The organism is Streptomyces sp. NPDC028305 (assembly GCF_055569495.1).
Map to the genome: position 1 here is coordinate 730,641 of NZ_JBVHTN010000002.1, position 12,705 is coordinate 743,345.

Below are 12,705 nucleotides of genomic sequence, written 5' to 3' on the forward strand. Positions count from 1 at the left end.
GGGCTATCCCGTGGTGCCGTTGGAGGAGCCGACCACGGAGAGCGTCCCTTCGAGATATGCCGCCCGGGAGGCGCGGCGCTGGATCTTGCCGCTGGACGTCTTGGGGATGGTGCCGGGGCTGACCAGGACGACATCCCGCACCGACAGGCCGTGGGCCTCGCCGATGGTGCTGCGGATCAGGGCGGTGATCCTGTCGAACTCGGGCGCGGCCTCCGGCGCCGCCTCCGCGACGACGACCGGCTGCTCGCCCAGCGCCCCGTCCTCGACGGAGAACGCGGCGGTGCAGCCGGGCCGGAGCGCGGGGTGGCACAGCTCGGCCGAGAGCTCCAGGTCCTGGGGGTAGTGGTTGCGTCCGTCGATCACCAGCAGGTCCTTGAGCCGGCCGGTGACGAACAGCTCCCCGTCCCGCAGGAATCCCAGGTCGCCCGTCCTGAGGAAACCGCTCCTGCCGTCCTTCAGGGACGCCCGGAACACCTCGCGGGTCGCCAGGGCGTTGCGCCAGTAGCCCCGGGCGACGCTCGCGCCGGCGATCCAGATCTCGCCGACCTCGCCTTCGGGGCACTCCTCCTGGCGATCACCGTCGACGATCACCACGGTCATGCCGGGACCGGGCCGGCCGCAGCTCACCAGCTCCGCGTCCGCGGGCTCGGGCCGCGCCCCGGGGCCGGCCCTGCCGATCAGCGTCGGCGGCGCGTCCACGGCGCTGCCGCTCACCATCAGCGTCGCCTCCGCGAGCCCGTAGCAGGGCAGGAAGGCCGCACGCCGGAAGCCGGCCGGGGCGAAGGTGTCGGAGAACCGCCGCAGCGTGGCGGCCCGCACGGGCTCGGCGCCGTTGAACGCCACCCGCCACGGGCGCAGGTCGAGGCCGTCCAGGAGCTCGGGCGTGGCGTGCCGCAGACACAGCTCGTACGCGAAGTTGGGCGCCCCGCTGGTGTGCGGGCGGAACCGGGAGATGGCGCTCAGCCAGCGCTCGGGCCGCTGGAGGAAGTGCAGCGGGGAGAAGAGGGTGGATGTCCCGCCCAGGTAGAGGGTGTTGAGCACGGGAGCGATGAGTCCCATGTCGTGGTACACCGGCAGCCAGCTGACGAAGAGATCCCCGTCATGTTCCGCGAGCGCGTCGGGGGAGTGCCCGAATCCGTGTGTGAGCACCCGCTGGTTGTCCATCAGGTTGCCGTGCGTCACGGTCACGCCGCGCGGAGCCGAGGTCGAGCCGGACGTGTACTGGAGAAACGCGACCGAATCCGGGCCGATGTCGGGTGCGCGCCAGGTGTTCTCCGCATCCTCGGGTATGTCGTCGGTGACGACGCGGGCGATGTCGGCCAGCTGGGGAAGGTGTTCCTCCATGCCGTCCAGGGCCGCCATGACCTGCCGGCCGCCCAGGATCACCTTGACGTCCGCGTCGGCGATCAGGCGCTTCATCCGGGTCAGGGCCCGGTGGTTCTGCGACCGCCCCTGCGGGGGCACGCCCGGCACCGCGATGACCCCCGCCGCGAGGCATCCCAGGTAGCCGCAGATGAACTCGACGCCGGGCGGATACAGCAGCAGCGCCCGGGAGCCCGCGAGGCCGCGCTCCTGAAGCAGGCCGCCGATGGCCCGGGAGCGCCGGCCCAGCCGCCCGTACGACAGTTCCTGGATCTCTCCGTCACAGTCCCCGGTGGCCAGGTAGCGATAGGCGATGCGGTCGGGCTGCCGCTCCTCCTGAGTGAGCATCACGTTGACCAGCGAGTCAGACATGCGGCTCAGAGTAGGGCCGGGAGACCGGGACAAAAGGGGGCAGTCCCACGGAGTGGACGCGGGTCCGAGGACGGAGGACCGGAACCCGGGCGGGCGCCGGGGTTCCGGTGGACGTCATCTGTGTGTCCTGATCCGCATAAACGTGATCCAGTTGGTCGGCTTGACGATGAGCTCGCCGGTGGCCTTGTCGCGGGTGACCATCTGACGGAAGGGCTCGGCGACCTTGTCCGGGCGGATGACGCGTCAATGCCGCGTGGCCACCCATCCGCTCTCGACCTCCCGAAGGAGCGCTTCGCATGCGGATGTACAACAACCCGGTGATCGGCGGCTTTCACCCCGACCCCAGCGTGTGCCGAGTGGGCGAGGACTACTACCTGGTGTGCTCGAGCTTCGAGTACTTCCCGGGCGTGCCCCTCTTCCACAGCCGGGACCTGGTGCACTGGCGGCAGGTCGGCAACGTCCTGGACCGGCCGGGACAGCTGGAGCTGCCGGACGGGACACCGGCCTCCGGCGGGATCTACGCGCCGACCATCCGCCACCACGACGGCCGCTTCTACATGATCACCACCAATGTCGGCGGCCGCGGACACTTCCTCGTCACCGGCGAGCGGCCGGAGGGGCCGTGGTCGGACCCGGTCTGGATCGATCTGCCGGGCATCGACCCCGACCTCGCCTGGGACGAGGACGGTTCGTGCTGGTGCGCCGTCTCCGGCGTCCAAGTGGCCCGTATCGACCCGGCGTCCGGCACCGTGCTGGAGGGGCCCTGGCCGGTGTGGTCCGGGACGGGCCTCCAGCACCCCGAGGCCCGTCACCTGTACCGCGTCGGCGACTGGTGGTACCTCATGCTCGCCGAGGGCGGCACCGAGCGCGGCCACTCCGTCTCGATCGCCCGCGCCCGCTCGCCGCGCGGCCCCTACGAGGCCGCCCCGGCCAACCCGATCCTCTCCCACCGCAGCACCGACCTGCCGATCCAGAGCACCGGCCACGCCGACCTGGTGTCCGCGCCCGACGGCACCTGGTGGATGCTGCTGCTCGCCACCCGCCCCCGTGGCTTCTTCCCGGCCTACCATGTCCTGGGCCGGGAGACGTTTCTGACGCCCGTGCGATGGGTGGACGGCTGGCCCGAGGCCGGGCCCGTACGGGAACGCCACCCCGCCCCGGCCGCCTGGCGGCCGCTCGACCCCGAGCCGCCCCGGGACGACTTCGACGGCCCGGCGCTCGCGCCCCGCTGGATCTCCCCGCGCGGCCGCCCCGCCGGCTCCTGGTCCCTGCGCGACCGGCCGGGGTGGCTGACGCTCACCGCGACGGGGGCCACCCTCGACCGCCCGGGCCACACCTTCATCGGGCGCCGCCAGCAGCACCCGGACTGCCGGGTGACGGCGCGCCTGGACCCCGGCCGGGCCCGCGCCGGACTCTCGGTGCGCCTGGACGAGGCGCACCACTACGACCTGGAGGTCGGCGGGGGAGAGGTGAGCGTGATCGCCCGGATCGGCCCGCTGCGCCAGTGCGTGGCGCGGCACCCGGTGGCGCCGGGCCCGCTCACCCTGGCCGTCGAGGTCCGCACCGGCGACATACCGGCCCCCTCCGTCACCTCCGCCGGGGACGCGGCGGGCGAACCGCTCGGTGTGCGTCCGGGCGGACCGGACGCGATCGCCTTCTGGCTCGACGGGCCCGAACCCGTGCGGCTGGCCGAACTCGACGGTCGCTATCTGTCGACCGAGGTGTGCGGCGGTTTCACCGGGCGGGTGATCGGCATGTATGTCACCGAAGACAGCGCCGCCTTCGACTGGTTCGACTACCGGCCGACCGCCGCCGACCCCCACTGACGCGGTGCCCGGGGGCCCGCGGACGGGTGTCCACGGGCCCCGGAACACGGCTCACCGGGGGTGGTTCAGGGGGTCGTGTGTCCGCGCACGGCGTGTCCGCGCACGGCGTTCGCGCCGGGCGCGTGCCCGGTCGGGGCCGTGATATGCGCGGCGGCCGCGGTGCCGGGAACGGTGCAGGACTTGCCGTTCAGGGTGTAGTCGCGCGGCGCCGGGTTGGTGCCCGTGTAGGTGCCGTTGAAGCCGATGGTGGTGGAGGCGCCGGTGGCCAGCGCGGCGTTCCAGCCGGCGTCCTTGACGGTGACCTGGGTGCCGCTCTGGCTCCAGGCGCCGTTCCAGCCCTGGGCGACCTTCTGGCCGCCGGTGAAGGAGAAGCCCAGCTGCCAGCCGTTCAGGGCGGGGCCCTTGTTGGTGATCGTGACGGTCGAGGTGAAGCCGGAGCCCCAGTCGTTGCTCACCCGGTAGTCGACCGTGCAGGTGGCGGCCGGGGCGGTGGCGGTGGTCAGCCGCACCGGGGCCGACGGCGGCGAGCTGCGGCCCGCGGTGTCCTTCGCCACCACGCGGAAGGTATAGGCGGTGGCCGGGGACAGCCCGGTGACGGTGGCGCTCGTGGCGGGGGCGTCGACCGTGGCGACCGGGGCGGCGCCGGCGGGGTCGCCGGAGTACACCTGGTAGGTCGCCACCGGGGACGAACCGGCGGTGGACGCGGCCCACGACAGTGTGGCCCGGTCCGAGCCGACCGCGCCGGCGGTCGGGGTGCCGGGGGCGGTGGGCGGACGCGCCTCGGACGAACCGGCGGGCAGGACGTACTCGGTGATGGAGTACGCGGGGAAGGTGGCGGTGAACCCGCCGTCGGTCAGCGGCTGGTCGGCCAGGTGCTTGATCGAGGTGACGTCGTCCTGGCCGTAGCGGTAGACCTGCGCGGAGCCGGCCGGCCCGGTGCGGCCGGTCACGGACACCGGGGCGGTCAGGTCCCCGGTGGTCTTGTTGACGACCATCACGGTGAGCGCGTGGTCGCTGTCGCGCTCGGCCGCGTACACCGAGAGCTTCTCCTGGTCGGCGCTGGCCGCCCGGACCGCGGTGTCGCCGAACGAGCCGCCGTTGCCGTCGTAGTTCCGGAACATGCGGAAGGCGTAGGCACCGGGGTCGGTGGACTTGGGCGGGGACCACAAGGTGGCCAGGTCAAGGTCCTCCCGGCCGAAGATGCCGAGCACATCGGCCTGCGCGAGGGCGCCGTCGATGTGGTCGAGCGCGCCCCAGTTGTACTCGGTGATGGCGAGCTTGGTGCCCGGGTAGTTCTCGTCGACGAGGGAGCGCATGCGCGGGATGTACTGGACGGGCTGGTTGATCCAGCTCTCGTCCACGTACGTGGGGTCCCACAGCTGTCGCGTGGAGCGCAGCCGCAGCTCCTGGGTGGCCGGGTCGTCGTTGCCGCTCGACACCCCGGACTGCTGCGGATAGATGTGGTTGTCGAAGTAGTCCAGGATGCGGCGGCCGTGGCTCTGCTCGTAGGCCTTCATCTGCTGGAGGTACCAGGGGGCGAACTGCTGCCCGCCGTGGGCCGCCCGGTCCGGGGGGTTGGACCAGCAGTCGCCGCCCTTTTCGTTGCAGGTCTTCTGGTCGAGGCCGGAGTAGATCAGGGAGTTCAGGCCCCAGCCGACCGGACCGAGGGTCTGCGCGCCGGGGTCGGCGTCCTTGATCGCGGCGGCGGTGGCATACGTGCTGTCACGCATCTCGTCATAGCCCGTGCCGGCCGGGTGCACATCCCGGTGGGTGGTGAACCACAGGTCGGGCTCGTTGTCGAGGTTGTAGAAGCGCACCCCGCCGGCGTCCGCGGACCCGTAGGCGCGGTTCAGGTACTCCACCCAGCCCTTGGTGAACTCCGGGCCGGCGGCGACGCTGGTGTCGGCGGGGTCGTTTCCGGTGACGTTGGTGTCGTCGGTCTTCACACCGTTGCCGCAGTCCGGGCGCCACTGGGCGTCGCTGCCCTTCTGGGGCCCGTACTTGGAGATGCTGAAGCCGCAGGCGGCGTTGCGGGCCGCCGTCGTCGAGCCGATCATCGGCACGGTCAGGATGGTGTCGGTGCCGGTGCGGCGATTCTGCTCGACGAACTTGTCGGCCTCCGAGCCGTCCGGCAGCTGGGCGGTGCCGTTCTCGTAGTACAGATTCTCGAAGTACCAGTCGGAGCCCGCGTTGTAGGCGTCGAGCTTGTAGTTGTAGCGGGTGGTGGCGTTTCCGCCCCATCGCCGTACCGGCAGTCGCAGCTCCTTGGCCAGCGCCTCCTCGGCGAAGTTGATCCCGTAGATGTGCGGGTCGATGGCGTGGCGCCCGGTGGTGGCGTCGACCGTGAGCGCGGGGCCTTCCGCGGCGGCGGGCCGCGCCCCTTCGCCCGGTAAGGCGCTCGCCGGGACGGGGTCGGCCAGACCGGCACCGGCCACCAGCAGTACCGCGGCCACCAGCGCGGTTCTCGGAGTCATGCGCATGATCTCCTTCTGAACGGGATAATGGGAGCGCTCCCACGGCTTTCACATGGTCAGTGAGGTCCGGGGTACTGTCAACCGTCTGGACCGAAGAGCGCAGCGAAGGCGGTAGCCATGCCCGAAGAGCAACCGGAAACCGTGCGGGCCCGCCTGATGAGCCGTCCCACTCCGCTGGAGGCCGCGCCCCGGCTGGCCCGGGCGATCGGACTGGCCCCTGACGACCTGTGGATCAAGCGCGACGACCTGACCGGCCTCGGCGGCGGGGGCAACAAGGTCCGCAAGCTGGAGTGGACGGCGGGCGCGGCCCGCGCCGAAGGCGCCACCACGCTGGTGACCAGCGGAGCCGCGCAGAGCAACCACGCCCGGCTGACGGCCGCGGCCGGCGCCCGGCTTGGCATGGACGTGGTGCTGGTGCTGGCCGGCGCGCCGAGCGCCGGGATGACCGGCAACATCGTGCTCGACGGCCTGTTCGGCGCCCGTGTCGTCTGGGCCGGAGAGGTGAGCGAGGCGGAGCTGGCGGCCGCCGTGGCGTCGGTGGCCGAGGACCTGCGCGCGAAGGGGGCCCGCCCCGCGGTCATCCCCTTCGGCGGCTCCAGCGTGCTGGGCGCCCGCGGCTACGCCGAGGCGGGGCGGGAACTCCTGGAGCAGGCCCCCGACCTGTCCACCGTCGTCGTGGCGCTCGGCTCGGGCGGCACCATGGCCGGGCTCGTCCACGCCCTGGGAGCCGAGCGGGTCCTGGGAGTGCACTGCGGCGCCGTGGCCGACCCCGAACAGACCGTCAGCGCGCTGGTCGGCGGCCTGTCCGACGGCGGGACGGCCGACCGCCGGGCGGCTGACGGGCTGCGCCTGCGCCTGGACCAGGTCGGGGCCGGTTACTCCGCGCTCACCGACCCGGTCATGGCCGCCATGACCACCGCCGCCCGCACCGAGGGCATCGTCCTCGACCCTGTCTACACCGGCCGCGCCCTGGCCGGTCTCATCGCGGCCGTCCACGACGGCCACGTGCGCCCCGGCCAACGCACGGTGTTTCTGCACACCGGTGGCCTGCCCGGACTCTTCGGACATCCCGAGGCCCTGCGGCGCGCCCGGTCAGCCGTGACCGACACCGGATGACGCACCGTCCGTGCCCAGACGGGCGGTTACCGCCGGGCGCGTAGCACACCGCCCCGGGACGGACATCCATACCGGTGGAAACCGCCGCGCTCCGGTCGGACCACCCGTGGCCGAGCCGCGCTACAGTCGGCCGGGTACGGGGAACTCCTTCGCCGGACACCGACACCGTTCACGGGGCGGCTGCTCAGCGACGTATGGCCACCGATGCCTCTGACGTGGAGCCACTCATGACCACACCGCGGGACCTGTTGATCGTCGCCCTGGACACGGTGCCCGACCGCCCGGTGGAGCGCGGGGACCTGTCGCTCGCGCTCGCGGGAGCCGAGATGATCGACCTCCTCGATGCCGAGGCCCTCACCCTCGACGGCGACCGCGTCGTGCCCGGCCTGCGCCCGACGATGGCCGACCGTCTGCTGGACGAGGCGGCGTCGTCGCTCGACCGGGAGGCGCCGTACGAGTTGGTCGACGACTGGCTGTGGCGCAGGGGCCGTGACCTGTCCACGGCCTATATGGCCTCGCTGGAGCAGGACGGGGAGGTCACCCGGCGGCACCACCGCTGGGCGCCCTTCGGGGCCGGCCGGGCCGCCCTGGCCGACTCGCCCGCCCGCCGCCGCGCGACGGACCGCTGGGCATCGGGCGAGCCCGTGCTCGCCACCCTCGCGGCGGCCGTCGGCATCCGCGAGGAGCCGACGGGGGACGCGGCGGAGGTGGCCGACGAAGCGGTGGTGACCGTGCTGGCCGCGGTCAGTGACGCCGTGATGGAGCTGGAAGCCGTACGCCAGCGGCGAGCCATCGAGCAGGCGGCCTTCGACAACATCTGGCGGGGCGACTAGGTCGTGTCCGGCGCGGTGGCCGGGTGTTCCCCGACGGTCAGCGGCGGGGGAGTCTGTCGGCCTCGAGGACGGCCTCGGCGAAGGCTTCCGGCGCCTCCTGGGGCACGTTGTGGCCGATGCCCTTGAGGGTCCTGTGCGCGTACGGGCCCGAGAACTTGTCCCGGTACATCGCGCCGTCCCCGGCGGGGGTGAAGGGGTCGCGCTCCCCGTCGAGGGTGACCGTGGGCACTCCGATGACGGGGCGTCGGGCCAGCCGCTCCTCCAGGCCGTCGTAGCGCGGATCGCCCGTCGCCAGGCCCAGCCTCCAGCGGTAGTTGTGGATCACGATGGCGGCGTAGTCCGGATTCCCGAACGCGGCGGCGGTCCGGTCGAACGTGGCATCGTCGAAGCCCCACATCGGCGAGTTGAACGTCCAGACGAGCCGCGCCAGGTCGCGCCGGTACTCCTCTTGCTCGAGGCCGAGCCGCCCTCGCTCCGTGGCGAAGTAGTACTGATACCACCAGGCCCATTCGGCCTTCGGCGGCAGCGGCTGCTTGTTGTCGTCCCGGTTGGCGATCAGATAGCCGGTGACGGAGACCAGGGCCTTGCAGCGGTCCGGCCAGAGCGCCGCGATGATGTCGGCCGTCCGTGACCCCCAGTCGAATCCGGCGAGGACCGCCTTCTCGATCCTGAGCGCGTCCATCAGGGCGATGATGTCGAGAGCGATCACCGACTGCTGGGCATTGCGGAAGGACCGGCTCGAGAGGAAGCGCGTCGTCCCATGGCCGCGCAGATACGGGACGATCACCCGGTAGCCCCGCGCCGCCAGCAGCGGAGCGACGTCGACATAGCTGTGGATGTCGTACGGCCAGCCGTGCAGCAGGATGACTGCCGGGCCATGGGCGGGGCCGACTTCGGCGTAGCCGACGTTCAGCACACCGGCCTTGATCTGTTCGAGCGAGTCGAAGGATGTTTGGGGCCGTGCGAGCGCCGACGACGCCGGGGTGGCCCGGCCGGCGATCGACGCGCCGATTGCGCCCGCGCCCGCGATCCTGCCGAAGCTCCGCCTGTTGAACATCCGAGTCCCCTCCGCCGTCATCCCGCTGCCACAGGGCGTGACGCAGCGTGCCGTGAGCAGGACTCTGGCACGGGCGTGCGTCACCGGTCAAGCCGGTGACGCACGATGCCGCGTCAGGTGTCGTACTGCGCCACCCCGTGGCCGAACGACCAGTCGATCGACTCGTTTTCGGTCAGGACGATGAACACGTTCCGCGGCTCGGTCCCCGCGTACGCGTGCGCGAGTTCGGCGATCCGCCGGTAGAGCGCCCGTTTCTGTGCGGGCGGGCGCCCGGAGCGCATGGTGATCGCGATGTACACGATGCCGTCGTCGCGCTGTATGCCGAGGTAGTCGTCGTAGCGCAGGGCGCTGCTGGCGCCGTCGTGGCCGGTCAGGACCTGGAACCGGTCGTCGGGCGGGAAGCCGATGGTCTCGACCATGGCGTCGTGCACGGCGCGGCCGAGCGCGTCGAGCCGATCGCCGTCGGCTCCCAGGGCGTCGATGCGGACGAATGGCATATCGGCGGTGCTCCTCCCGTGGCGGTGATGATCGTACATACTAGTAGGTACAGAAGAAGGTGATGCGGGTCGGGCGGTCGCATTCCGCTTCCGTGGGTAGGACGATCACACTGTCGCCACAGGAAGAGGACGCCATATGACGCGCATCGTGCGCTTCGCCGACGACACCGAGACCGTCCGGACCGGAGTCTCCGACGACACCGGCGCGATCCGGGCCTTCGCCGGAGCGCCGCTCGTCGCCGAGCTGCTGCGGCCGCCCGCGGCCGAGTTGCGTGCCCTGGTCGAGGAGACCGCCGCCGGCCCGGTCGCCGTCGACGAGCGGGACGTCCTGCTGCTGCCGCCGCTCGACGGGCTGATGGAGCTGTGGGCCGCGGGGGTGACCTACGAACGCTCCCGCGAAGCCAGGGTGGAGGAGAGCACCGAGCAGTCGGTCTACGAGCGGATCTACGACGCCGAGCGCCCGGAGCTGTTCTTCAAGTCGCAGCCCTGGCGGGTGGTGACCGACGGCGAGCCGATCGCCGTACGGGACGACTCCGAGCTGAACGTCCCCGAGCCCGAGCTGGCGCTGGTCCTCAACCGGCACGGTGAGACCGTCGGCTACCTGGTCGCCGACGACGTCAGCTCACGGTCCATCGAGGGCGAGAACCCGCTCTACCTTCCCCAGGCCAAGATCTACGCCGGAAGCGCCGCGGTGTCCTCGGGCATCGTGCCCGCCTGGGAGGTGGCGGCGCCCGACGCGCTGGACATCGCCATGGTGGTGTGGCGCGACGGCGAGGCGGTCTACCGGGGCGCCACCTCCACCGCCGCGTTCCACCGCACCCCGCGGGGGCTGGTGGACCACCTGTGGCGCTCCCAGCCCTTCCCCGACGGCGCCGTGCTGTCCACCGGCACCGGCATCGTGCCCGCGCTCGACTTCACGCTGAGCGCCGGGGACGTGGTGGAGATATCCATCGACGGCGTCGGCACGCTGCGCAACCCGGTACGGGTCGATCAGGCCGAACTGGACTGGCTGGTGGAGGCGATCAGCCACCCGCTGACGCGCCGTGCGCACCGGAGCCACCGCTCCCCGGGCTGATTCCGCCGGGGACCCGGCCGGGCCCGGCCGTGGTGCCCCGGATGACGAGGCGGGGGGCGACGACGGCTTCCGCGCGGAGCGTGCCGTCGCCCCGGGCGTCCTCGGTGGTGTTCTCCCTCGAGGTGCTCGCGCCCTCCAGGCGCGCGATGGCCCGGCCGACGGCGAGTTCGGCGAGGCGCGGGATGTCCTGGCCGACGGTGGTGAGGTTGATGTGGGCCAGGCGGGCCAGATGGGTGTCGTCGAAGCCGATGACGGAGATCTCGTCGGGGACGGACACCCGGGCCCGGAGGAGGATGTCGAGGACGCCGGTGGCGGAGCGGTCGTTGAAGGCGAGGACGGCGGTGGGTCGGGGGTCGGCGGCCAGGAGTTCGCGGGCGGCCGTGGCGCCGTCCTCCTCGGTCAGGCCGCCGGGCAGGACCCGGACGCGGTCGGCGAGGCCGTGCCGCTGCATGGCGGTGCGGTAGCCGCGGCGCCGGTCCGCGGCGCCCGGCGCCCGGCCGCCGTCGATATGGGCGATGTCGCGGTGGCCGAGCGCCACCAGGTGGTCCACGGCCTGCCGGGCACCCTCGTCGTCCGCGGTCCGTACGACCTCCATGCCCGGGGTGGACCCGCGCAGCCGACGGGCCACGGAGACCACCGGCAGCTGCGCGGCGAGCTCCGCCAGCCGCGCGGCCGGCGCCTGCGGGCCGAGCAGGATCAGGGCCTCGCAGCGGTCGGCGAGCAGGGTTTCGGTGGCGCGCTGCTCGCTGCGTCCGGCGGCCACAGCGCTCAGCGCGATCTGGTACCCGGCCGGCTCGGCCACCGCGTAGATGCTCTCCAACAGGTCGGAATGGAAGGGATGTTGGAGGCCGAACTGCACCCCGAGGAGATGGGACCGGTGGCTGCGCAGCAGCCGCGCCCGGGCGTCCGGCCGGTAGCCGATCTCGCGCGCGGCTTCGAGCACCCGCTCGCGGGTGGCGGCACCGGCGCCCTTCGCGTCGCGCATCACGATGGAGACCAGCGCCGTCGACACGCCCGCCCGCGCCGCGACATCGGCGAGGGTGGGGCGCTTCCCGTGAGGGCTGGCCGGCGTCGGTGGCACCTGAGATCTCCCTGGTGTCGCGGTCGAGGTCGGGTCGGCCGAGGTTTCGGCCCCCGGCCGTCGATCGTAGCCCAGGGGAGTGGCTGCCGACCCCCGCGACGCCTATAACGTTCTAGCGATTTTACCGCGGACACCTCTTGACACGCCCGCCCGGCGGCTGGCGTACTGCTGCCCCATGGCTAGAACGTTCTAGCTCGAGAGAGGGTGAGCGGCGATGTACACATTGGCGGTCTGCGCCGAGATGGTCTTCCGGGATCTGCCGATCCAGGAGCGGGCGCGACGCATCCATGACGCCGGTTTCCAGGTTGAGATCTGGGACTGGACGCGACACGACCTGGCCGCCCTCGAGCGCACGGGGGCGGTGTTCTCCTCGATGACCGGCTACCTCCGCGGCAGCCTGACGGACGAGGACGGGGCGGCCGAACTCCTGCGCACCGCCGAGGAGTCGGTGAAGACCGCCGGGCGGCTCGGCTGTCCCCGGCTGAATCTGCACGGCACCGGCCTGGACGGCGAAGGCCTGCCGGTGGCGCCGGTGGCGGGCGAGGCCACCGGGGAGATGTGGATCGCCGCCCACCGCACCCTCACCCGCCTCGCCGAGCTGGGCGAGCGCACCGGTGTCACCTTCACCCTGGAAAACCTCAACACCGCCGTCGACCACCCCGGTGTGCCGTTCGCGAAGGCCGCCGACACCCTGGCCCTGGTCGCCGCCGTGGACCGACCCGGGCTGCGCATGAACCTGGACCTCTACCACGCGCAGATCGGCGAGGGAAACCTGATCGAGCTGGTCCGCCGGGCCCATGGCCTGGGCCTGATCGGCGAGATTCAGGTGGCCGACGTACCCGGCCGCCGCGAACCCGGCACCGGGGAGATCAACTACCCGGCCGTGGCACGCACCCTCGCGGCCCTCGGGTACGACGGCACGGTCGCCATGGAGGCATGGGCCTCCGACGACAGCGAACTCGCCCTGGAGCGCTTCCGCTCCGCCTTCACCCTCTGACCACACCCCCTACGG

The 12,705-nt window shown here is 72.4% G+C and carries 10 protein-coding genes; 5 read left to right on the forward strand and 5 right to left on the reverse strand.

Features of this window, described 5'->3' with window-relative positions; genetic code table 11:
• Positions 1-3: 3 nt before the first annotated feature.
• Positions 4-1,734 (reverse strand): fatty acyl-AMP ligase, encoded by a 1,731-nt coding sequence (locus tag ACZ4WQ_RS09770; RefSeq protein WP_398375240.1) that lies wholly within the window; start codon positions 1,732-1,734, stop codon positions 4-6.
• Between the two features lie 296 nt (positions 1,735-2,030).
• On the opposite strand from ACZ4WQ_RS09770, the gene ACZ4WQ_RS09775 reads away from it, so the two are divergent.
• Positions 2,031-3,560, forward strand: coding sequence for a glycoside hydrolase family 43 protein (locus tag ACZ4WQ_RS09775; protein ID WP_398375241.1), 1,530 nt, complete (start codon positions 2,031-2,033; stop codon positions 3,558-3,560).
• A 65-nt stretch (positions 3,561-3,625) separates the two neighbouring features.
• On the opposite strand, the gene ACZ4WQ_RS09780 is transcribed toward ACZ4WQ_RS09775, so the two are convergent.
• On the reverse strand, positions 3,626-6,034 hold the full coding sequence (locus ACZ4WQ_RS09780) for a glycoside hydrolase family 44 protein (protein WP_398375242.1): 2,409 nt from the start codon (positions 6,032-6,034) through the stop codon (positions 3,626-3,628).
• A 117-nt stretch (positions 6,035-6,151) separates the two neighbouring features.
• Between ACZ4WQ_RS09780 and ACZ4WQ_RS09785 the strand changes: the two genes are divergently transcribed.
• Positions 6,152-7,150 (forward strand): D-cysteine desulfhydrase family protein, encoded by a 999-nt coding sequence (locus tag ACZ4WQ_RS09785; protein WP_398375244.1) that lies wholly within the window; start codon positions 6,152-6,154, stop codon positions 7,148-7,150.
• A gap of 227 nt (positions 7,151-7,377) precedes the next feature.
• Positions 7,378-7,983: a GOLPH3/VPS74 family protein gene (locus tag ACZ4WQ_RS09790; protein ID WP_385337294.1), complete on the forward strand. Its 606-nt coding sequence runs from the start codon at positions 7,378-7,380 to the stop codon at positions 7,981-7,983.
• Positions 7,984-8,020: 37 nt separating this feature from the next.
• On the opposite strand, the gene ACZ4WQ_RS09795 is transcribed toward ACZ4WQ_RS09790, so the two are convergent.
• The gene (locus ACZ4WQ_RS09795; RefSeq protein ID WP_398375245.1) at positions 8,021-9,040 is read right to left on the reverse strand and encodes an alpha/beta fold hydrolase; all 1,020 of its coding nucleotides are present in this window, start codon (positions 9,038-9,040) and stop codon (positions 8,021-8,023) included.
• Positions 9,041-9,153: 113 nt separating this feature from the next.
• A complete protein-coding gene (locus tag ACZ4WQ_RS09800) occupies positions 9,154-9,537 on the reverse strand; it encodes a tautomerase family protein (protein ID WP_398375247.1) in 384 nt (127 codons plus the stop codon).
• Positions 9,538-9,673: 136 nt separating this feature from the next.
• Between ACZ4WQ_RS09800 and ACZ4WQ_RS09805 the strand changes: the two genes are divergently transcribed.
• Positions 9,674-10,612: a fumarylacetoacetate hydrolase family protein gene (locus ACZ4WQ_RS09805; protein WP_398375249.1), complete on the forward strand. Its 939-nt coding sequence runs from the start codon at positions 9,674-9,676 to the stop codon at positions 10,610-10,612.
• Here the strand turns inward: ACZ4WQ_RS09805 and ACZ4WQ_RS09810 are convergent.
• Positions 10,560-11,693, reverse strand: a complete 1,134-nt coding sequence (locus ACZ4WQ_RS09810; protein ID WP_398375251.1) for a LacI family DNA-binding transcriptional regulator — start codon at positions 11,691-11,693, stop codon at positions 10,560-10,562. The two genes, ACZ4WQ_RS09805 and ACZ4WQ_RS09810, sit on opposite strands and share 53 nt — an antisense overlap.
• Positions 11,694-11,907: 214 nt before the next feature.
• On the opposite strand from ACZ4WQ_RS09810, the gene ACZ4WQ_RS09815 reads away from it, so the two are divergent.
• The gene (locus ACZ4WQ_RS09815; protein ID WP_398375253.1) at positions 11,908-12,690 is read left to right on the forward strand and encodes a TIM barrel protein; all 783 of its coding nucleotides are present in this window, start codon (positions 11,908-11,910) and stop codon (positions 12,688-12,690) included.
• The last annotated feature ends 15 nt before the right edge of the window (positions 12,691-12,705 follow it).